This is a genomic window from Klebsiella sp. F11 (assembly GCF_056712265.1).
Map to the genome: position 1 here is coordinate 3,152,230 of NZ_CM160060.1, position 20,598 is coordinate 3,172,827.

Genomic DNA, 20,598 nt, shown 5'->3' on the forward strand with positions numbered 1-20,598 from the left:
GGAATTAGCCGCCGGGGAGCGATGGCCGGCGGCTAAGCAGACTATTCCGGGCGGGCTTTGCTTTTTTGCAGCGTCTCTTTCAGCTGGCCGATCAGCTCGCGGCGGAAATCCCCCAGCCGCGGCTTATCGTCAGCGATCCACGGCAGCGGGCGGCACAGCTCCATCGCTTTGATCCCCAGCCGGGCGGTGAGCAGCCCGGCGCCGATGCCCTGCGCCGCGCGGGCCGAGAGCCTGGCCGCCAGATCCTGCGACATCCAGTCCATGCCGACCTCCCTCACCAGTTCGCTGGCGCCGGCGAAGGCAATATTCAGCAGCACCAGACGGAACAGGCGCAGGCGGCTGTAGTAACCCAGCTCGATGCCGTACAGCGTGGCAATTCGGTTAATGAGGCGTAAATTACGCCAGGCGATAAACGCCATATCGACCAGCGCCAGCGGGCTGACGGCGATCATCAGCGTTGACTCCGCCGCCGAGCGGCTGATTTCCCGCCGCGCCTGAGCGTCCAGCACCGGCTGAACCAGCTGCGCATACAGGCTTATGACTTCGCGATCGCTTTGCGTTTCGTGGATCGCGGCATACCAGCGCTGGAGAGCCGGATGCGCCTGATCGAGCCCCGCCTGCTGGGCAAGCTTCTCGCAAAACGCCCGCCCTTTTCCTACCGCATGGCTGTGCATCAGATCGCGAGCCTCGTCGCGCTCGTGGGCGCGCTGGCGCAGCCGCCACAGGCGCCGCCATTCGGTGGCAACGGAACCGACGCCCGCGCCAACGATCAGCGCCCCGGCCGCGCAGCCGCCGAGCGCGATCCAGTCCTGCGTCTGCCAGGCGTTCATCGTCCACTGCACGCCCTGCGCCACCACGCTGACGCCAAATATCGCCAGCCCGGCGCTGACCATCCGCCGCCACAGGCTGCGCTTCGGCCGCAGCACCGATTCCACCACCGCTTCCGCCGTGCCCTCTTCGTCTTCTGCCAGCAGGTCGACGCGCGCGGGGGCGAACTTCTCCGCGTCAGCGCCGGCAAACGCGCGGGCAGACTTTAGCGCCTCGGTTTGCTCCGCCTGCAGCGGGCCGTCGAAATCAACCCGCGGTTTTAACGGTTCGCTCATCGCAATTTATCTCCAATCAAAAACTCCAGCGCCGCGTCGAGGCGAATGTGCGGCAGCGGCTTATCGACATCCATCACCCGCGGACGAAAATTCTCAAACTGGAAGCCCTGCTGCTGCCAGAACGCCTGGCCTGGCAGGCGCGCCGGCACTTCGCCGGGATAGATAGTCAGCGGCTGGCCATCGCTCAGCCGATCGCCGCGCAGGGCGGGAATATTCTCGCCGTTGACCGCAATCAGCCCGCCCTGGGTGGCCTGAATCGACGCCAGCCCCAGGCAGTCCATGCTGATGCCTTCGAAGGCCGCATTCTGCCACGCGTCCTGAATCAGCTGCTGCAGCAGCGACACCATGTTGGCATGCTGATCGACGGTCACGTGATCGGCCTTGGTCGCCGCAAACAGCAGCTTATCAATCACCGGGGAGAACAGGCGGCGGAACAGCGTCCGCTGGCCGTAGTGAAAGCTTTGCATCAGCTGGGTCAGCGCGAGGCGCATATCGTTGAAGGCCTGCGGCCCGCTGTTCAGCGGCTGCAGGCAGTCCACCAGTACTATCTGGCGGTCAAAGCGCAGAAAATGATCTTTGTAGAAGCCCTTAACCACCTTCTCGCAGTAATACCTGAAGCGCTCGCGCAGCATCCCGGCGTTGCTGTGCTTGTCCGCCTGGGCCAGCCGGGCTTCGCCGACGGCGTCCACGTCCGGCCAGGGGAAGAACTGCAGCGCCGGCGCGCCGGCCATATCGCCGGGCAGCACGAAGCGCCCCGGCTGAATAAAGTGCAGCCCTTCGCGCTTGCAGGCGTGCAGGTAGTCGGTCCAGGCGGCGGCAATCTCCGCCAGCCGGTTCTCATCGGCCGGCGCCAGCGGATCCAGCCCTTCGCACAGCTGACGCCAGCGCGCCGACCACTCCGCGCGCTGGCCCTGCAGCAGCCCGGTCATTTGTCGCGACCAGCCGAGATAGTCCTGCGCCAGCATGGGTAAATCCAGCAGCCATTCGCCGGGGTAATCGACGATTTCCAGATACAGCGTAGAGGTGTCCTTGAAGTGGCGCAGCAGCGACTCGCCGGAGCGATAGCGCAGCGCCAGGCGAATCTCGCTGACGCCGCGGGTCGGCGTCGGCCACATCGGCGGCGAGCCGTAGAGCTGAGCCAGCCCTTCATCATAGGTAAAACGCGGAATGCCGAAGTCGCGCTGCGGAACGCGCTTGACGCCCAGCAGGCGCTCCTCCCTGACCGCGCTGAGCAGCGGCAGACGCGCGCCGGAGTGGATGTTCAGCAGCTGGTTGACCAGCGCGGTGATAAACGCGGTCTTGCCGCTGCGGCTAAGGCCGGTAACGGCCAGACGCAGGTGCCGGTCAACGCCACGGTTGACCAGCGCATTGAATTCAGTTTTAAGTCGCTTCATTGCCATCCCATGCTATCCGTAATATTTCAGGCTAGTGCTTTGAAGAAAGTGCTTTAATCATAAGCCATTAGGTGGGGATAAGCCGAGAAGTTATAACGTGCGGCGCTGCCGATCCCCGCCCACTACTTCATATTGCGAGCTAAGCGATTTGCCAGGCGGCTGAGCAGCGGCTCGAGCGCAACCGCCAGCAGCATTTTCACCGGCCGACGCGCAACCGACTTGATTGCCCAGCCGGCAACGCCCGCCGGGCCATAGCGCAGCGCGGTCAGCAGCACCAGCCGGCCGGCGATTTTCAGACCCGGTTTCACTTTTTGTCCTGCCTGCTGCCATTTCATGTTCATCATTGACCTCGGTTTAAGCTACAGCTGGCGAAAGCGGCTGCGCAGGGTAAAGGTGTCGGAGGTGACGTAGCGCTCCATTTCCCGCAGGCGCCGCTCGCTGGCCGCCAGCTCGCGATCCGCCTCGGCGAGCAGCTCGCCGCTGGCCGGTGCCTTCTCGCCGTGCAGCTCGCTTTCCGGCATCGGGTCGAGGGCGAACGTCAGGATAACGTATGCCACCACCACAAAGAAAAAGAGACCAAAAATCATCGCCAGTGCGGTTATCAAACGCACCAGCTTCACCGGCACATCAAGGTAGTGCGCGATCCCGGCGCAAACGCCCTTCACCATGCCGCGCTGGGGAATGCGCCACAGTTTTTTACTCAAATCGAGTCCGCCCATTATTTGTCTCTCCAGTTTGGATGCTCGGCGTCAAGGATGTCTTCCAGCGTCTGAATCCGTTCGCGCATGCGCTTCGCGTCATCGGTCAGCTGCAGCAGGCGCTGCTGTTCATTCTGCGACAGGCTGCCGCTGGCCGAGCGATTGTTGTAGTGCAGCCAGAGCCACACCGGCAAAACGAACAGCACAAATAACGTCAGGGGTATGGCAATAAAAAGCGTACTCATGTGTACTCCTTACAGTGAGTGAGCGGCGGCGCGTTACGGCGCCGCGACGCTTGATCCTTCAGGCCGGCGGCATCGTCTGCCCCGCTCTCCCGCCGGGCAAAGCTCCCGCGCAGCGCGGCCTGAAGGATTTTGCGTAGGTCATCAGTTATTTTGATTCATTTTGCTTTTCAACGCCGCCAGCTGTTCGCTGATTTCGTCGTCGGCCTTCAGGTCGGCAAACTGCTGGTCCAGCGATTTTTGTTTGCCGAAGCCGTGGCTTTCCGCTTCCGCTTCCATCTGATCGATGCGGCGTTCGAAGGATTCAAAACGCGCCATCGCTTCATCAATTTTTCCGCTGTCCAGCTGACGGCGCACGTCACGGGACGAGCTGGCCGCCTGGTGACGCAGGGTCAGGGCCTGCTGGCGAGCGCGCGTTTCGCTGAGCTTGTTCTCCAGCTCGCCGATCTCTTTTTTCATCCGCGCCAGGGTTTCATCCACCAGCTGCGCCTCATTTTCCAGGCTGCCGATAAGGTCGGTCAGCTTCTGTTTTTCAATCAGCGCCGCCCGGGCCAGATCCTCTTTATCTTTACGCAGCGCCATTTCGGCTTTTTCCTGCCATTCGGCCTGCTGCGCGAGCGCCTGCTCAATGCGGCGGCTCAGCTGTTTCTTTTCCGCCAGCGCGCGCGCCGAGGTCGAGCGAACTTCAACCAGCGTGTCCTCCATCTCCTGGATCATCAGGCGAACCAGCTTCTGCGGGTCCTCCGCTTTCTCCAGCAGCGAGTTGATGTTGGCGTTCACGATGTCGGCAAAACGAGAAAAAATACCCATAATTTCAATCCTCATAGTTCTGTTATCAGGCATCGGCCTGTGCAGAGACTAATACAAATAGCATGCCAATTTTTTATCTTATTGATTTTAAAAGGCATGGTTGTTATATGCTCAGCGGGTTGCTAAAGTAACCTGGTGAATCACACGACTAAATGGCGAATTTCATCATGGCGGAATACAAGGACAACCTGCTCGGCGAAGCCAACAGCTTTCTTGAGGTGCTGGAACAGGTCTCACGGCTGGCGCCGCTGGATAAGCCGGTGCTGGTGATTGGCGAACGCGGGACGGGTAAAGAGCTTATCGCCAACCGTCTGCACTTTCTTTCATCCCGCTGGCAGGGGCCGTTTATCTCCCTCAACTGCGCCGCGCTGAATGAAAACCTGCTGGACTCCGAGCTATTTGGCCACGAAGCCGGGGCGTTTACCGGCGCCAGCAAGCGCCACCCGGGACGTTTTGAACGCGCCGATGGCGGCACCCTCTTTCTTGATGAGCTGGCAACCGCCCCGATGCTGGTACAGGAAAAGCTGCTGCGGGTAATTGAGTACGGGGAGCTGGAGCGCGTGGGCGGTAGCCAGCCGCTGCAGGTCAACGTGCGGCTGGTGTGCGCCACCAACGCCGATCTGCCGCAGATGGTGGAAAGCGGCCACTTCCGCGCCGATCTCCTCGACCGCCTGGCCTTCGACGTGGTGCAACTGCCGCCGCTGCGCCAAAGGCAGAGCGACATTATGCTGCTGGCAAACCAGTTCGCCATTCAGATGTGCCGCGAGCTGGGGCTGCCGCTGTTCCCCGGCTTTAGCGAGCGGGCGACCGCGACGCTGCTGGGCTACCGCTGGCCGGGCAATATCCGCGAGCTGAAAAACGTCGTGGAGCGCTCGGTTTATCGCCACGGCACCAGCGACAGCGAGCTGGATAACATTATTATTAACCCCTTTCAGCCCCAGCAGCCTCCGCCGGCCGTCGCGGAGCAAACCCCGGACGGCCCCGCGCTGCCGCTGGATCTGCGCGCTTTTCAGCAGGAACAGGAGAAAAGCCTGCTGCACTCCAGCCTGCTGCAGGCAAAGTACAATCAGAAGCAGGCGGCGGAGCTGCTCGGGCTCACCTACCACCAGCTGCGGGCGCTGCTCAAAAAACATCAGCTATGAAGCGTTCGCGGCAGCATCAGCGCGCTGACCGCCGTCGATCCCAGGCACAGCGCCGCGTTGAACCACAGCGCGTACTGCGCGGCGCTGGCCATGCCGAGGGGAAGAAACAGCGCGAAAAGTGACGCCGTCACGGCGATGCCCATCGCCCCGCCCAGCGAGCTGCCCATTTTGTAAATACCCGAGGCCACTCCGACCTTGCTCTCCGGCGCGTTAACCACCGCGGTGTCCGTCGACGGCGTCGCGTAGCAGCCCAGCCCGAGGCCAAACAGCACGTTGCTAAAAAAGACCGTCACGATATAGAGCGATTTATCAAGAAAGGTGCAGGAGATAAGCAGGATCCCAACGGCGGTAAAAATGGGGCCGGTCATCATCGGCAGCCGCGCGCCGTAGCGCTGCAGCAGCTTCTCCCCGACGCGAATCATGGCCAGCACGGTGACCAGATAGCCCAGCGTCATCATCCCGGTCTCCAGCGGGGTCATATTGTGGCCCTTCTGCAGCCAAATGCTGGTAATCATCATGGTGCCGATAGCGCCGTTGAGCATAAAGTTCGACAAAACCGCCGCACCGTAGGCGCGATTGCGAAACAGCGCAAAATCGATCAGCGCCGCGTCGCCTTTGCGCCGCCCGCTGTGGATAAAATAGCCGCCCGAAACCAGCGAACCGGCCAGCAACGCCAGCGACAGCCCGCTGATCCAGCCCCAGCTATGCCCCTTGCTGATAAACAAATTCAGCAGCACCAGCGAGACAATCAGGCTCAACAGGCCGCTGAGATCCAGCTTTTGCCGCTGCGCGCTTTGGCTACGGCTTTCCGGCGTACCGCGCAGCAGCAGCAGTGCCGCCAGCGCCACGACGATGGAGAAGACGAAGATCCAGCGCCAGCCGAGGCCGGTAGCAATCGCGCCGCCGACGAATGAACACAGGCCGCTGCCGCCCCAGGAGCCAATCACCCAGAAGCTCACCGCCCGCTGACGCGCCTTGCCTTCGTACCAGGTTTTAATCAGCGCCAGGGTCGCCGGCATGATGCAGGCCGCCGATAGCCCCTGCAGCACGCGGCCCGTCAGAAACAGCCCCGGCCCCTGGGCCACCACCAGCAGCGCGCTGCCGACAATGCTCAGCCCCAGGCCCAGATGGGTCATGCGCATCCGGCCAAACTTATCCGCCAGCCCGCCGCTGGCCACTACAAAACAGCCGCTGAACAGGGCGCTGAGGCTGACCGCCAGGGTCAGGGTTTCGAGGGAAATATCGAGGCTGCTTTTCATCGCCGGAACGACATTAATCACCGACTGGGCAAATAGCCAGAACGTCAGCACGCTGAGAACAATACCCGCCAGCAGGCGATCGGTACCGACGAACGACGTCGCGTTCAAAGATACGGAACTCATAATAGGGATCTCCCGTCGCAGGTGATTAACGCAGATACTCTTCCGTCAGGCCGCACCACAGCGCCGCACCCGGGAGAAGGATCTCGTCGTTAAAGTCATAGCCGGGGTTATGCACCATGCAGCGATCCGCCTCATCCCCGGCGCCGATGGTGAAGTAGCAGCCGTGCGGATTGTGCTCAAGCATAAAAGCAAAATCTTCGCTGCCCATAAACGGCTTCACTTCCCCGACCAGCGCGGCGCCGAACAGCGACGTCGCCACCTTGCGCACGCTTTCGTTGGCGGCAGGATCGTTTCTGAGCACCGGGCTGCCGTTGACGTGGGTCAGCGTGGCGGTGGCGTTAAAGCTTTCCGCCTGCGCGACGGCAATATCATGGATCCGCTGCAGCACGGTTTCACGCACCCCTTCATTCAGCGTGCGCACCGTCAGCTTCATCAGCACCCTGTCGTTGATAATATTCGGCGCATGCCCGGCCTGAATGCTGCCAACGGTCACCACCGCCGGCTCAAACGGCGTGATATTGCGCGACACGATGGACTGCAGCGCCAGTGTGATGTGACAGGCTACCAGCGTCGCGTCGACGGTATGCTCCGGTACCGCGCCGTGGCCGCCGATGCCTTTTACCTCGATGTGCAACGTATCCGAGGAGGCCATCATCGCCCCGTCGCGCAGGCCGATTTTCCCCAGCGTTTGCCCCGGCATGTTGTGCAGGCCAAAAATGGTGTCGCAGGGAAACTTATCGAATAGCCCATCCTCAACCATCACCCGACCGCCGTACAGCAGCTCCTCCGCCGGCTGGAAAATCAGGTGCAGCGTGCCGTTGAACCGACGGGTGCGCGCCAGGTACTCGGCGGCGTAGAGTAAGGTGGTGGTATGCCCGTCATGCCCGCAGCCATGAAAGCGGCCGTCGACCTGGCTGGCCCACGCTTTCCCGCTGGCCTCCTGCATCGGCAGCGCGTCCATATCCGCGCGCAGGCCAAGACGGCGCTCGCCGCCGCCGACTTTTAGCGTACCGACCACGCCGGTACCCGCCAGGCCGCGGTACACCTCATAGCCCCACTGGCCCAGCAGCCGGGCGACCTCATCGCTGGTTTTATGCTCCTCAAAACCAATTTCCGGCTGCTGATGAAAGCGACGACGGAGGGCAATAAACTGCGCTTCATTAACCTGTAATGCTTCAATAAGCGGATGTGTCATTTTTATTATTCCTGTTGTTGTGTTTGCGCGACACTTTCGAGTTTATGCTGCCTAAGCGGCTTTAATACGCCGTTTTTTGTTTTATATTGACGGGATATTGAGAAGTGTTTTTCATATAAATCGGTTATGACAAAAAATAACACGCTATTTTTTGTCCTCACCAGGAGACGACGGTGGAACATCAGTCAGGCGACTTTAGCGTCGCGGTTCGCGATATTCGTCAGTTCAGCCAGCCAGAGGGCGACGTGCTGACGCTGCTGTGGATTCTGCAGGGTAGCGTCAGCCTGCATGACGGCGAGGCGGATCGGCTGCTGGATGTCGACCGGCTGAAAATAGTGAACCGCAACCGCCCCTGGCGTCTGAGCAGCGGCGTGCCCAACGCGGTGATGGTTCTGACGCTCTCCGGCAGCTGGCTGACGCGTCTCGACGGCGACTTTTTTGCCTTCGACTATCAGACCTCGCCCGATACCCGCGACGCCGACGACAGCCTGCGCCGCCTGATGCGCCAGCTGCTGGCGATCGAGCTGGTGAACCACCAGCCCCGCTATCGCCTCGAGGCCAACCGCTGGCTGAGCGAAATCGTCCTGTTGCTGGCGACCCGCTTTACGCAGCCGATCGCCGCCGGCGCGAGGCGCGGAGCGGAAAACTGGAGCCGGCGAATTGCCCGGGTCGTCGCGCGCATAGAGGCCAGCTACCGCCATCGGCTATCGCTGCACGAAGTCGCCGCCGCCGAGTTTGTCTCCGAGGCCTGGCTGTCGCGTCTGTTTCACAAAGAGGTCGGCATGAGCTTTGTGCAGTACCTCACCGCGCTGCGCCTGAACAAAGCCGCCGAACAGCTTATCAGCACCCGTAAAACGGTACAGCAGGTCGCTCAGGAGCACGGTTTTGCCAGCGCCCGCATGATGAGCGATCTGTTTAAACGCCAGCACGGCCTGACGCCGCGGCAGTATCGTCAGCAGCACCCGCAGCCGATGGCGGAGGCCGCGCGCCCGCGCGCCGGGACCGTGGCCGGCGACGACTGGCAGCCGGTGGCCGTCGAGCGGCTCTACGCTCGCCTGAATGAGCCGGAGATAAAAGGCTGGGACAGCCCGCCGCTGCGGCTCACTCCCCAGCAGACGCGGCAGATTGATCTCCGCCACTTTCCCGACCGCGCGCCGCCGCTGCGCCATACCCGAATGGTCGTTACCGTTCGCGAACTCGACGATCTCCTGCGCGAAGACGTGCGCCGCGAGCTCGAACAGCTGCACAGCAGCCTGCCGATCTACGCTATCGATATTCACGATCCCTTTCTCAGCAGCCGGCTGTTCGGCACCGGCTGGGACGACCCGCAGATGGCGGGCTACGCCTGCTGGTATAACCTGCAGCGCATTTTTGGCTGGCTGGCAAAAATGGGCTGGGGAGCGATTTTGCATACCGGGCTGACCACCCGCTGCGACCTGCTCCAGCGTTTCTTACGCCTCGCCGCGAACCATTTCCCCCCCGCCACGCTCGCCGGCTGGCGCTTTGTCTGGCACTGGTCGCCCCAGGCCAGCGCAGAGGCGCGCCTGCACGCCTGGCGTCAGCAGCGTGAAACCCTGCGGGCCTTACTGCCGCAGCCGCAGCTGGGAGTCTGGCACCGCTTTAGCGAAGAAGCGATTAGCGACGATCCTTTTCTTTGTTCACCGATCCTCGCCGAAGCCGATTTTCTCGCCTGCCAGGCCGATGCTAACGAATTGCTGGATCTGGCGCAGCTGGATAGCAGCAGGCTGGCCTCCAGCGAAAGCTATCCGGTGCATAAGCTGCGCCAGATCCACGCCGCGCTGCGCCAGCATCAGCTCACGCAGCCCATCTGGCTGCTGTCGTGGAATACGCTAACCGGCAACACCCGCGATACCAACGGCCGGTTCTTTCGCGGCGCGCTGCTGATGGATAACCTGCTGGGGCTGGCCGATCGGGTGTGGCTGGCGGGATTCTGGCTCAACTCGGGCCTGCAGGGCGAGGCCCGCGCTAACGGCAGGCTGGATACCTCCAGCCTGGCCCTGCACTATCTTCACGGTCTGCCGCGTCCGGTGTACTGGGTTCTCTGGCTGTGGCGGCGCCTGCGCGGCGAAGTGCTGATTGCGGATAAAAACCTGCTGCTGCTGCGCCATAACGGGCACTACCAGCTGCTGCTGCGCAATACGGTGGTGTTCAACCCGTGGCTCTCCAGCGAAGAGACCTTTACCCGGCGCTTCAGCCAGCCCTACAGCATTCAGTTGCTTGGCCTGAGCGGGCGCTGGCGGATTAAACAGCATCTGTTCGATCAGCATCACGGGGCGCTGTTTCCGCTTTTTGAGACGTTTCGCAGCCGCAGCGGGCCGGATGATGAAGACTACGACTGGTTGATGCACCACGCGCGCCCGGCGCTGAGCGTCGCCGAGGAGAGCCCGCAGCCGGGCTGGCATCGCGTTGATTCTTTGCAAAGCAACGCGCTGGTGCTGTACGAATTCTCTCCGCTGAATGAAGAGCCTATCGATCTTCCGCCCGCGGCATCTGCTCCTTGACCCGAGCGTCGATTTTAATCCGGCGCTCTTCGCTGGCCGGATTGAAAACCATCATGTTCAGGTCCGCGCGCCCTTCGACGCTAAAGGTAGAAAACTCCAGCTCAATCATCCCTATCTGCGGGTGATGCATGCGCTTAAACCCCTCACCGTGTCCGGCGACATCGTTACTCCGCCAGTAAGCGTCAAACTCCGGGCTGTGGCGGGAAAGCTCGGCAATCAGCCGATCGGTATCCGGCGAGGGGCCAACCCGCGCGACGTCGGCGCGAAAGGCGCTGACGATAAGCCGGGCGACGGCGTGCCACTCCTCCAGCGCGCCGCGGGCCTGGGGATTGGTGAACAGCCGGCGCAGAATATTCCGCTCGGCCAGCGGCAGCTGCCCGTAGTCGGTCAGGATGCAGGCCGCGGCGTGGTTCCACGCAATAACGTCCCAGGTCGCGGTTTTGATAATCGCCGGAACCTGGAGTACATCAAGCACGCGCTGCAGGCGCGGGGTAATATCGTCGCTGACGGTCAGGCGGGACTCCGGCAAATGCCCGAACGCCAGAATAAACAGATGCTCGCGCTCCGGCGTCGTCAGCCTTAGCCCGCCGGCAATGCGGCCAAGCACCTCACGGGAGGGGGCGCCTCCGCGCCCCTGCTCCAGCCAGGTGTACCAGGTCGGGCTGATACTGGCGAGCTGGGCAACCTCCTCCCGGCGCAGTCCGGGCGTGCGCCGCCGACCGGCCGGAAAGCCGAACGCGGTGGGGTCAAGACGTAAACGTCGCGCCCGCAAAAATTCACCCAGCGCCTGGGTTGAAGAGTCGGTCATGGTTATCCTGTTAGTATTTATACCCTGATAATGACTCTACTTTTATAGTATCACGCAAAAGCTACCATAGCCTGGATACTCATTCTGGAGGTAGATCATGCGAATTTTTCTTACCGGCGCGACCGGTTTTATCGGCTCGCGTATTCTCACACAACTGCAGGCGGCAGGACATCAGGTCATCGGCCTCGCGCGCTCTGACGCCAGCGCCGCCGCGCTGAAGGCCGCCGGCGCGGAGGTTCAGTACGGCACCCTGGACGACCCCGAAACGCTGCTGTCGGCGGTTAGCGCTGCCGATGCGGTGATCCATACCGCCTTCGATCATGATTTCAGCCGCTTTGTCGCTAACTGCGAAAAAGACCGCCGCGTCATTCTCGCCATCGGCAACGCGCTGGCGGGCCGCCATTGCCCATTGATTATCACTTCAGGTACCGGCATGGGCGACGGTGACGACGGTCAGCCGGCGAGCGAGACGAACTTTAATCCCGCACACCCCAACCCGCGCGTGGCCTCCGAACTCGCCGGCAATCAGCTGCTGGAAGCCGGCGTGGACGTGCGGGTGGTACGCCTGCCGCAGGTCCATGACACCACGCGCCAGGGGCTGCTGACGTACTATATTCAGCAGGCCGCCGAAAAAGGGGTCGCGGCGTTCGTCGGCGACGGCAATAACTGCTGGTCGGCCGCGCACATTAGCGACGTGGCCCGGCTGTATCTGCTGGTGCTGGAACGCGGTGAAAAAGGCAGGCGCTATCATGCCGTTGATGAGGAGGCGGTGGCCTCAAGGCTGATTGCCGACGTGGTGGCAGAAAAGCTCGGCATTCCGCTTAAATCGTTAACCGCCGAACAATCGTTGGCGCATTTCGGCTGGTTTGCCGCTTTTGCCAATATGGATTTACGCGCCACTTCCGTCCTCACCCGCCAGCAGCTCGGCTGGCAGCCGCAGGGCCCAACGCTGCTCGACGATCTGCATAATATGGATTATCGTAGCGTGACAACGTCACGATAACCGCAAACGCGCCGCTGTCGCCTTCCCGCGCCAGCGCGCGCATCGTAATGATGATCTTCGCGCATCGACGCGATAATCGGCCGCCGCCGCTGGAACGATCCCGCCCTTTTTACCGCCCTCGGCCCCGATCCCTGCCGACGATAATCGCTTAAAAAAAATGCAAATAAAAAAGACGATTGTCGTATGTTTGTAAGGTTTAGGGTGTATGACAGGGCTCGGACGCCACCAAAGCTAAGACGAGGTGCAGTTGTGGGAATCATTAAAGCCAGCAGTTTAGAACAAGCAGAAGAGCTTCTGAAGTCCGGTGAACCCATTAAGATCGAGCTTGATTTTGAGCTCGACTCTGATGAGTTTTTTAACTTTGCGATGGAGTACTGCACGAACGGAACCAAGCTGACCCGAAACAACGATCGTTTCGTCGTTTCACGGAAGAAAACCGTCTCCTGAATGCGCTAGCCTGCGCCATTTTTAGCATCCGTTCGGCGCAAAGCTCGGGATCCGGTAAAGTGAGTAAGCGTTAGCCAAAAAATTGATGGCTAACGCATTTTCGCCTGCGGCAGCGTAATAAGGTAAACACGGGATTTCATAGAGGGTTAAACCGTGAAAAAGTTACTAATATGTTGCTTATTTGGTGAAACCGCGGCTATTTTAGCGAAAAAAATGCAAAAAATAGCCGATGCTCAGGATCTGGATCTGTTAATTAGCGCCGTGGGTATTGAGAATTACCCTGGCGTGGCCCCCGCGTATGACTGCGTCCTGGTCGCGCCTCACATTCAATATAAAATAGCAGAATTCACCAACGCGCTGGGTCATCATCAGGAGATTGCCATTATTGAGAGCTTGCCGTATGCATCTTTCGATGGCGAAAAGGTCCTGAAGTTTGCCATCGCCCATATGCCGCAATCTCTTTTCTAATCTCGCCGTAGCCTTATATACGCGACGCCGTGCGGATTGACAGAAGACAGGCGATCCGCACTCCTCAGTCGTTGCTAACTGGAGAAGTGAGCAATAAAAAGCTACCATATCTCACCCGACAAGGCTGCGCCCGGCGCACCCTGCACTCCGGCGCCCTATATTTTGCGGCATTTGCCGCTGGCGTAACCCGCGTGGATGACCCGCCGCGCTTTGCATGAAAATTTAAAGAATCTGAATTATGCGCCTGAAACTATGCTCCCTACTGGCAGCCGTATCGATGCTGTGCGGCCAGGCCGTTGCCGCCCCCGCGCTGCCTGCTCACGCCGATATTCGCGATAGCGGCTTTGTCTACTGCGTTAGCGGCCAGGTTGATACCTTTAACCCGCAGAAAGTCAGCAGCGGCCTGATTGTCGATACGCTGGCAGCCCAACTCTACGACCGCCTGCTCGACGTTGACCCTTATACCTACCGTCTGGTTCCCGAGCTGGCTGAAAGCTGGGAGGTGCTGGACAACGGCGCCACCTACCGCTTCCACCTGCGCAGCCACGTGGCTTTCCAGACGACGTCGTGGTTTAAGCCTGGTCGCGCCTTTAATGCCGATGACGTTATTTTCACCTTCAGCCGTATCTTTAATCGCGATCACCCGTGGCATAACGTCAACGGCGGCAGTTTCCCCTATTTCGACAGCCTGCTGTTCGCCGACAGCGTCGAAAGCGTGCGCAAGCTCGATAACCAAACCGTCGAATTTCGCCTGAAGCGCCCGGACGCCTCGTTCCTCTGGCACCTCGCCACCCACTACGCGTCCGTCATGTCCGCAGAGTATGCCGCCCAGTTAACCAAAAGCGATCGTCAGGAGCAGCTCGACCGCCAGCCGGTGGGCACCGGGCCATTCCAGCTGGAAGAGTACCGCGCGGGCCAGTACGTTCGCCTGCAGCGCCACCCCGGCTACTGGCGCGGCAAGCCGCTGATGCCGCAGGTGGTGGTCGATCTGGGCTCCGGCGGCACCGGCCGCCTGTCGAAGCTGCTGACCGGCGAGTGCGACGTGCTGGCCTGGCCCGCCGCCAGCCAGCTGACCATTCTGCGCGACGATCCTCGCCTGCGCCTGACCCTGCGTCCGGGGATGAACATCGCCTGGCTGGCGTTCAATACCGCCAGGCCGCCGCTGGATAATCCGCAGGTTCGCCATGCCCTGGCGCTGGCCATCAATAACCAGCGCCTGATGCAATCGATCTATTACGGCACCGCGGAAACCGCCGCCTCGATGCTGCCCCGCGCCTCCTGGGCCTACGATAACGAAGCGAAGATCACAGAGTACAACCCGAGCGTCGCCCGCGCCCGGCTCAAGGCGCTGGGGCTGGAAAACCTCACGCTTCGGCTGTGGGTGCCCACCAGCTCACAGGCCTGGAACCCCAGCCCGCTGAAAACCGCCGAGCTGATTCAGGCCGATATGGCGCAGGTTGGCGTGAAGGTGATCATTGTTCCGGTTGAGGGCCGTTTTCAGGAGGCGAGGCTGATGGATATGAACCACGATCTGACCCTTTCCGGCTGGGCCACGGACAGTAACGATCCGGACAGCTTTTTCCGCCCCCTGCTGAGCTGCGCGGCGATTGCCTCGCAGACCAACTTCGCCCACTGGTGCAACCGCGAGTTCGACGAGGTGCTGCAAAAGGCGCTAATCTCACAGCAGCTGGCCTCGCGTATTGAAGCCTATAAAGAGGCGCAGCATATTCTCGCCCGCGATCTGCCGGTGCTGCCGCTCGCCTCGTCGCTGCGTCTACAGGCCTACCGCTATGATATGAAAGGTTTGATCCTGAGCCCGTTTGGCAACGCCTCCTTTGCCGGCGTTTCGCGGGAGAAAAAAGACGATGTGAAAGAAGACGACGTGAAAAAAGATGAGGTGCAAAAACCATGATCATTTTTACCCTGCGACGCCTGCTGCTGCTGCTGGTCACGCTCTTTTTTCTGACCTTCGTCGGCTTCAGCCTGAGCTACTTTACCCCGCATGCTCCGCTGCAGGGCGCGTCGCTGTGGAACGCCTGGCAGTTCTGGTTCAGCGGGCTGCTGCACTGGGATTTCGGGGTCTCCAGCATCAACGGCCAGCTGATTTCGCAGCAGCTAAAAGAGGTCTTTCCGGCCACCATGGAGCTGTGCATTCTCGCCTTTGGCTTTGCGCTGCTGATGGGCATCCCGGTCGGTATGCTGGCCGGCATTATGCGTAACAAATGGCCCGATACCCTGATTAGCGCCCTGGCGCTGCTCGGCTTTTCGATTCCCGTTTTCTGGCTGGCGCTGCTGCTGACGCTCTTCTTCTCCCTGACGCTGGGCTGGTTCCCGGTATCCGGGCGCTTCGATCTGCTCTACGAAGTCAAAACGGTGACCGGGTTTGCGCTTATCGACGCCTGGCTGTCCGATTCGCCGTGGCGTCATGAAATGATCGTCAGCGCCGCGCGCCATATGGTGCTGCCGGTTCTGACCCTCGCCGTTGCGCCAACGACCGAAGTGATTCGCCTGATGCGCATCAGCACCAGCGAAGTATACGATACTAACTACGTGAAGGCCGCCACCACCCGCGGCGTGTCGCGGCGGACGATTGTACTCCGCCACGTACTGCATAACGCCCTGCCGCCGGTGATTCCCCGCCTGGGGCTGCAGTTTGCCACCATGCTGACGCTGGCGATGATCACCGAAATGGTCTTCAGCTGGCCGGGGCTGGGCCGCTGGCTGATCAACGCCATTCGTCAGCAGGATTACGCCGCCATCTCGGCGGGGGTGATGGTCATCGGCGCGCTGGTCATTACCGTTAACGTGCTCTCCGATATTCTGGGCGCTATGGCTAACCCTCTGAAACATAAAGAATGGTATGCCTTACGATAGTAACGGCAATAAAATCAATCCGTGGAATTGTTTCGCTGAGGTTTTATGGGGTTAGGCACACAAAAATGTGCCCCCCTCTTTTTGCCATTCGCTCCGGCAATCCGCCGGTGACTGCCGGAGCCGATCTTTATCTAATAGACATCCCGGACGTAGCGCTTCTCCTTTGACATCTGGACCACATAATCACTTGCCGCATCGGCGCTCAGACCGCCATGTTCCTGAACGACTTCCCTGAGCACGGTATCCACATCTTTGGCCATGCGGCTGGCATCACCGCAGACATAGAAGTGCGCCCCATCCTGTAGCCAGGACCAGAGCTGCGCGCCCTGTTCACGCAGACGATCCTGAACATAAATTTTTTTCTCCTGATCGCGGGAAAAAGCCAGGCTGAGCTGGCTGAGAAAACCCTCTTCGTGCATTGCCAGCAATTCATCGCGGTAATAGAAGTCAGTTTCAGCATGCTGTTCACCGAAGAACAGCCAGTTGCGACCGCGATCTCCCCGCGCGCGGCGTTCGTGCAGAAAGCCGCGAAACGGTGCGACTCCGGTCCCTGGCCCAACCATTATCATGGGGGTATCTTTGCCTGAAGGCGGATGAAAATGCGCTGACTTCTGGACGAAAATCGGTATTTCGACCTCCGCCGCCCGATCGGCCAAAAACGTCGAGCAGACCCCTCCCCGACGCCGGCCCTGATAGTCGTAGCGAACGGTTGAAACGGTCAAATGAACTTCATTGATCTGTACCTTCGGGCTGGAAGAGATCGAATACAGCCGTGGTTGTAATCGTCGAAGCGTCATCATCCACTCCTGCGCCGTAACCTGAACGGGAAACTCTTGCAAAAGATCGATAATCTGTTTCCCCCACAGCCATTGTTTAAGGTCCGCGGCGCGTTCAGGTTTAAGCCGCTCCGCCAACTCCTGGCTGCCCGAGCGTTCCCGGATAAACTCCAGGATATCGGGAGTCACCCTGGCTATTTCGTGGTGGTGCAACATCGCCTCCATCACCGACATCTCACCAAGTTCCTTTACTGCAACGGTCGTTGATGCGGAAATATTCATCGCGGTAAGCATCTCCTCCACCAGACCAGGGCAATTCGTTGGCCATACGCCCAGAGCATCCCCAGCCTCATAGCTCAGGCCCGATCCCTTGAGATCGAAAACAAACTGGCGCGTTTCTTTAGCAGATCCGGGCGTATTGAGCGCCCGGTTTTGCAAAAGGCGAGCACGTAGAGGATTCAGCCTGTCGTACGGGGATTGAACGACCTGCTGCACGGGCCGATCGCTTAATATGCTGCTATCGCTGCCTGACGCTGCCAGCCCGGCACCGGCTGACAGGGGTCGCGAGGCCGGGGAAAATGACTTCAGCGCGTCCCGCACCATCATCGTCCAGGCGGATGCGCTAACCTGATAATCGGGTTCGCAATCGACGCGGGCCGTAAGCCGCGGCGCGCCTAACGCCGACAGCCTCTCATCGAGTCTACGCCCGAAGCCGCAGAACTGGTCATAGCTTGAATCGCCAAAAGCAAGCACCGCGTACGGGTTGGACTTCAGCCTGCCTGCCGCATCGGATGCCAGCGCCTGCCAGAAGGAGATGGCGTTGTCTGGCGGATCGCCATCGCCAAACGTGCTGGTTAACAGAAGAAGGGGGGAATTCGCCGGGATCTGCTCCAGCTTACAGGCGTCCATGCTGTGCAGGTGCACCTCCCAGCCATCGCTTGCCAACTGAGTTACGCACTCGCTGGCATAGCCTTCGGCATTGCCCGTCTGGGAGGCCCACAGGATCGTGAGTCTTCTGGTGGATTCTGCGGCCGGCGCGGCCAGTACCGGGGTTTCCGTTTCTGCGCAGGGCAGCCGGGTGCGGGAAAATAGCCCGGCCAGCATGCCGTCTATCAGCATGCGTTTGGCGGGGGCAAGCGGCGCCGTCAGCGGTAAGGATGGCACCACGCCCCCCTTTTGCTCCTGTTCGCTATTGCGCAGGCCGGTCAGGAATCCCTGCAGATACAGCTGTTCGTGGGGTTCGAGAACCGGAACCGGCGCGCTGTCAATGTTAAGTAGTCGGGCCAGGGCGTTGATTTGCATACTGTGGTGCTCCCTTGCATAAATGTCGGCAGAATCGGTACCCTCACCCGGCATATCGGCCATGGCCGCGACGGTAGCTTGTGGCGTAGCGTCGCCTTCAGGCTGAGAGGCGCCCGCATCAGGTTCAGACTCAAGGCGGATGAGCGCAACGGCGCTGTATTTGAATTCAGGCTGCTGGGACAGGGGATCGACGGCGTCGCTGGTGACGGCATTAATGGCGAGATTCTCGCCGTAGGCGTCATTCCAGTGGAAGGGAGCAAAACAGTTCCCCGCGCGGACGCGATCTGTAACCACCGCGGGCAGTATTGCCCGTCCCCGACGGGAGCGGATCTCGATGCGATCGTTATCCCTGACGCCTAACGCCGCCGCGTCTTCCGGGTGGATTTCGACAAAGGGGCCGGGATTGAGTTTGACCAGCGTAGGGATCTTGCCCGTCTTGGTCATCGTGTGCCACTGATGCTGAAGGCGACCGGTGTTCAGCACGAAAGGAAAGTCCATATCGGGCATCTCTGCCGGGTTACCGTAAGGACGAGGGAAGAACACCCCCTTCCCGCTCGCCGTGGCGAAGGCGATTTTCGGTTGGCTACCATCCTCCCTGACCTTGAGTTTCTGACTGATACCATCATTAAGGTAACGAACGGGATGGCGATTTGCCTCATCGTTCGGTGGGCAGGGCCACTGTAAGGGCGTTTCACGCAGGCGGTCGTAGCTTGCTCCGCGAATGTCATAGCCGGTCCCGGGATTCCAGAATAGTTTAATTTCCTCGAATACCTCTTCGGCGCAGGTGTAGCTGAAGGCGTCAGCAAATCCCATTTCACAGGCAACGCGGGCGATAATCAGCCAGTCGGGTAAGGCCTGCTGGGGAGGTGGAACGGCTTTTTGCATGAGCGTGAGGTTGCGTTCTGAATTGATCATCACGCCTTCCGCCTCGGCCCAGAGCGCGGCGGGAAGCAAAATGTCGGCATAACGATTGGTTTCGGTATCCAGAAACGCATCCTGCGTGATAACCAGTTCCGCCTTTTGTAGCCCTGCAATCACGCTCTTGCGGTTGGCTACCGTTGCCACGGGATTGGTGCAAATGATCCAGCAGGCCTTAATATCACCGGCCATCATGCGTTCAAACATTGCCACCGTTCCGCCAACCAGCCGGGTGTGCAGGGTTCCCCGCGGAACGCCCCAGACTTCCTCAACAAAATGTCGATCCTCTTCGACCAGGACCGTGCGCTGGCCCGGCAGACCGGGCCCCATATATCCCATCTCCCGCCCGCCCATCGCATTCGGCTGACCCGTCAGTGAAAATGGTCCGCTGCCGGGCTTACAAATAGCGCCGGTCGCGAGGTGAAGATTGCAGATGGCATTGGTGTTCCAGGTCCCGTGAGTGCTTTGGTTTAACCCCATCGTCCAGCAGCTCATCCAGGCGCTGGCCTCCCCTAACATCTGCGCCGCACGCCGAATATCGCTTTCGGGAATGCCGGTTACGGCGCTGACTTTATCCGGGGAATAGTCAGCTAAAAACTCAGGCATAGCCTCCCAGCCTTCGGTGTACTGCATGATAAATTCAGCATCGGTATGACCATCGGCGTGCAGCAAATGCAGCAGCCCGTTGAGCAACGCGAGGTCTGTCCCGGGCTTGATCTGCATAAATAAATGGGCTTTATCCGCCGTAGCGTTGCGCCGGGGGTCAACCACGATCAGCTTCGCCCCGGCTTTCACCCGATCCATCATCCGGAGAAAGAGAATTGGGTGGCAATCGGCCATGTTAGCGCCAATCACAAAAAACACCCCGGCCCGGTCAAAATCCTGATAAGAGCCCGGGGGGCCATCTGAACCCAGGGATAGTTTGTAGCCGCTGCCCGCGCTGGCCATACAGAGCCGGGAATTCGATTCAATCTGGTTGGTTCCGATATAGCCCTTGCACAGCTTATTTGCCAGATATTGCGCTTCCAGCGACATCTGCCCTGAAACATAAAGGGAAATGGCATCGGGGCCATCTTTATCCAGGATCTCCCTGAGACGCCCGGCGGTCTGTTTTATGGCGGTATCCATCGCCGTTTGTAGCGGATCGCTCTTGCGATCGTGCCTCAGGAATGCGAACTCCATTCGCCCGGAATCGCGGAGAGCCTGGGCGCTGGTAGCGCCTTTTGTGCATAAGCGGCCAAAGTTGGTCGGGTGCGTTTTGATGCCTGATACCTTGATGACCTTTTCCCCCTGTACCTCCAGGGCCATGCCACAGCCCACTCCGCAGTAGGGGCAAACGGTTTTCACGGCTATAGCGGGCTCGGTGTTCATTCCAGTCGCTCCTGAATTGTGGTCATGTTGTCGGGCAGAAAGACCGTTGACGGTCATTGTTTCAATGATAAAAAAACGCCCACGCCTCCCTGAACACCGGTATTAATCGATGCGGGAAGTATGGGCGCCGTTGTCCAGCCTGA

The 20,598-nt window shown here is 60.2% G+C and carries 17 protein-coding genes; 7 read left to right on the top strand and 10 right to left on the bottom strand.

What is annotated here, in order from left to right; translation table 11 throughout:
* Positions 1-41: 41 nt before the first annotated feature.
* The 6 genes from AC1M2H_RS15625 to pspA form a co-directional block, all read right to left on the bottom strand.
* Positions 42-1,103 (bottom strand): TIGR01620 family protein, encoded by a 1,062-nt coding sequence (locus tag AC1M2H_RS15625; protein ID WP_480148038.1) that lies wholly within the window; start codon positions 1,101-1,103, stop codon positions 42-44.
* On the bottom strand, positions 1,100-2,497 hold the full coding sequence (locus AC1M2H_RS15630) for a YcjX family GTP-binding protein (RefSeq protein WP_480148039.1): 1,398 nt from the start codon (positions 2,495-2,497) through the stop codon (positions 1,100-1,102). The genes AC1M2H_RS15625 and AC1M2H_RS15630 overlap by 4 nt, the downstream gene beginning before the upstream one ends.
* A gap of 122 nt (positions 2,498-2,619) precedes the next feature.
* The gene (pspD, locus tag AC1M2H_RS15635) at positions 2,620-2,838 is read right to left on the bottom strand and encodes a phage shock protein PspD (RefSeq protein WP_480151955.1); all 219 of its coding nucleotides are present in this window, start codon (positions 2,836-2,838) and stop codon (positions 2,620-2,622) included.
* 18 nt (positions 2,839-2,856) lie between these two features.
* Positions 2,857-3,216 (bottom strand): envelope stress response membrane protein PspC, encoded by a 360-nt coding sequence (gene pspC, locus AC1M2H_RS15640; RefSeq protein ID WP_480148040.1) that lies wholly within the window; start codon positions 3,214-3,216, stop codon positions 2,857-2,859.
* On the bottom strand, positions 3,216-3,440 hold the full coding sequence (pspB, locus tag AC1M2H_RS15645; RefSeq protein WP_041145218.1) for an envelope stress response membrane protein PspB: 225 nt from the start codon (positions 3,438-3,440) through the stop codon (positions 3,216-3,218). Before pspB ends, pspC begins: the two co-directional genes overlap by 1 nt.
* Positions 3,441-3,581: 141 nt before the next feature.
* Entirely contained in the window at positions 3,582-4,247 is a 666-nt protein-coding gene (gene pspA, locus AC1M2H_RS15650) for a phage shock protein PspA (protein WP_480148041.1), read from the bottom strand.
* Between the two features lie 152 nt (positions 4,248-4,399).
* Here pspA and pspF point away from each other — a divergent pair, with 152 nt between their 5' ends.
* The gene (gene pspF, locus AC1M2H_RS15655; RefSeq protein ID WP_480148042.1) at positions 4,400-5,389 is read left to right on the top strand and encodes a phage shock protein operon transcriptional activator; all 990 of its coding nucleotides are present in this window, start codon (positions 4,400-4,402) and stop codon (positions 5,387-5,389) included.
* Here pspF and AC1M2H_RS15660 read toward each other — a convergent pair.
* Together AC1M2H_RS15660 and AC1M2H_RS15665 are read right to left on the bottom strand one after the other, a co-directional pair.
* A complete protein-coding gene (locus AC1M2H_RS15660; RefSeq protein ID WP_480148043.1) occupies positions 5,380-6,771 on the bottom strand; it encodes an MFS transporter in 1,392 nt (463 codons plus the stop codon). The genes pspF and AC1M2H_RS15660 overlap by 10 nt on opposite strands.
* Positions 6,772-6,796: 25 nt before the next feature.
* On the bottom strand, positions 6,797-7,966 hold the full coding sequence (locus AC1M2H_RS15665) for a M20 aminoacylase family protein (RefSeq protein ID WP_480148044.1): 1,170 nt from the start codon (positions 7,964-7,966) through the stop codon (positions 6,797-6,799).
* A 173-nt stretch (positions 7,967-8,139) separates the two neighbouring features.
* On the opposite strand from AC1M2H_RS15665, the gene AC1M2H_RS15670 reads away from it, so the two are divergent.
* Positions 8,140-10,488 carry a helix-turn-helix domain-containing protein gene (locus tag AC1M2H_RS15670; RefSeq protein WP_480148045.1) on the top strand — a complete coding sequence of 783 codons (2,349 nt, stop codon included), beginning with the start codon at positions 8,140-8,142 and terminating at the stop codon, positions 10,486-10,488.
* On the opposite strand, the gene AC1M2H_RS15675 is transcribed toward AC1M2H_RS15670, so the two are convergent.
* Positions 10,454-11,296 carry a helix-turn-helix transcriptional regulator gene (locus AC1M2H_RS15675; RefSeq protein ID WP_480148046.1) on the bottom strand — a complete coding sequence of 281 codons (843 nt, stop codon included), beginning with the start codon at positions 11,294-11,296 and terminating at the stop codon, positions 10,454-10,456. The two genes, AC1M2H_RS15670 and AC1M2H_RS15675, sit on opposite strands and share 35 nt — an antisense overlap.
* 97 nt (positions 11,297-11,393) lie before the next feature.
* Between AC1M2H_RS15675 and AC1M2H_RS15680 the strand changes: the two genes are divergently transcribed.
* The 5 genes from AC1M2H_RS15680 to sapB all read left to right on the top strand — a co-directional run bounded on the left by AC1M2H_RS15680 (position 11,394) and on the right by sapB (position 16,088).
* Positions 11,394-12,299: an SDR family oxidoreductase gene (locus AC1M2H_RS15680; protein WP_480148047.1), complete on the top strand. Its 906-nt coding sequence runs from the start codon at positions 11,394-11,396 to the stop codon at positions 12,297-12,299.
* Between the two features lie 249 nt (positions 12,300-12,548).
* A complete protein-coding gene (locus AC1M2H_RS15685) occupies positions 12,549-12,746 on the top strand; it encodes a hypothetical protein (RefSeq protein ID WP_480148048.1) in 198 nt (65 codons plus the stop codon).
* 153 nt (positions 12,747-12,899) lie between these two features.
* A complete protein-coding gene (locus AC1M2H_RS15690) occupies positions 12,900-13,214 on the top strand; it encodes a PTS sugar transporter subunit IIB (protein ID WP_480148049.1) in 315 nt (104 codons plus the stop codon).
* Positions 13,215-13,452: 238 nt separating this feature from the next.
* Positions 13,453-15,126 carry an ABC transporter substrate-binding protein SapA gene (gene sapA, locus AC1M2H_RS15695; RefSeq protein WP_480148050.1) on the top strand — a complete coding sequence of 558 codons (1,674 nt, stop codon included), beginning with the start codon at positions 13,453-13,455 and terminating at the stop codon, positions 15,124-15,126.
* The gene (gene sapB / locus AC1M2H_RS15700) at positions 15,123-16,088 is read left to right on the top strand and encodes a putrescine export ABC transporter permease SapB (RefSeq protein WP_480148051.1); all 966 of its coding nucleotides are present in this window, start codon (positions 15,123-15,125) and stop codon (positions 16,086-16,088) included. The genes sapA and sapB overlap by 4 nt, the downstream gene beginning before the upstream one ends.
* Positions 16,089-16,219: 131 nt before the next feature.
* On the opposite strand, the gene AC1M2H_RS15705 is transcribed toward sapB, so the two are convergent.
* Positions 16,220-20,455 (bottom strand): bifunctional nitrate reductase/sulfite reductase flavoprotein subunit alpha, encoded by a 4,236-nt coding sequence (locus AC1M2H_RS15705; protein ID WP_480148052.1) that lies wholly within the window; start codon positions 20,453-20,455, stop codon positions 16,220-16,222.
* Between the last annotated feature and the right edge of the window lie 143 nt (positions 20,456-20,598).

Excerpts from the sequence above, each read along its gene's own strand:
- pspB (WP_041145218.1), bottom strand. The coding sequence starts at position 3,440 with ATGAGTACGCTTTTTATTGCCATACCCCTGACGTTATTTGTGCTGTTC.
- AC1M2H_RS15680 (WP_480148047.1), top strand. The coding sequence starts at position 11,394 with ATGCGAATTTTTCTTACCGGCGCGACCGGTTTTATCGGCTCGCGTATT.
- pspA (WP_480148041.1), bottom strand. The coding sequence starts at position 4,247 with ATGGGTATTTTTTCTCGTTTTGCCGACATCGTGAACGCCAACATCAAC.
- AC1M2H_RS15675 (WP_480148046.1), bottom strand. The coding sequence starts at position 11,296 with ATGACCGACTCTTCAACCCAGGCGCTGGGTGAATTTTTGCGGGCGCGA.
- sapA (WP_480148050.1), top strand. The coding sequence starts at position 13,453 with ATGCGCCTGAAACTATGCTCCCTACTGGCAGCCGTATCGATGCTGTGC.
- AC1M2H_RS15705 (WP_480148052.1), bottom strand. The coding sequence starts at position 20,455 with ATGAACACCGAGCCCGCTATAGCCGTGAAAACCGTTTGCCCCTACTGC.
- AC1M2H_RS15630 (WP_480148039.1), bottom strand. The coding sequence starts at position 2,497 with ATGAAGCGACTTAAAACTGAATTCAATGCGCTGGTCAACCGTGGCGTT.
- pspC (WP_480148040.1), bottom strand. The coding sequence starts at position 3,216 with ATGGGCGGACTCGATTTGAGTAAAAAACTGTGGCGCATTCCCCAGCGC.
- AC1M2H_RS15665 (WP_480148044.1), bottom strand. The coding sequence starts at position 7,966 with ATGACACATCCGCTTATTGAAGCATTACAGGTTAATGAAGCGCAGTTT.
- pspF (WP_480148042.1), top strand. The coding sequence starts at position 4,400 with ATGGCGAATTTCATCATGGCGGAATACAAGGACAACCTGCTCGGCGAA.
- AC1M2H_RS15660 (WP_480148043.1), bottom strand. The coding sequence starts at position 6,771 with ATGAGTTCCGTATCTTTGAACGCGACGTCGTTCGTCGGTACCGATCGC.
- pspD (WP_480151955.1), bottom strand. The coding sequence starts at position 2,838 with ATGAACATGAAATGGCAGCAGGCAGGACAAAAAGTGAAACCGGGTCTG.
- AC1M2H_RS15625 (WP_480148038.1), bottom strand. The coding sequence starts at position 1,103 with ATGAGCGAACCGTTAAAACCGCGGGTTGATTTCGACGGCCCGCTGCAG.
- sapB (WP_480148051.1), top strand. The coding sequence starts at position 15,123 with ATGATCATTTTTACCCTGCGACGCCTGCTGCTGCTGCTGGTCACGCTC.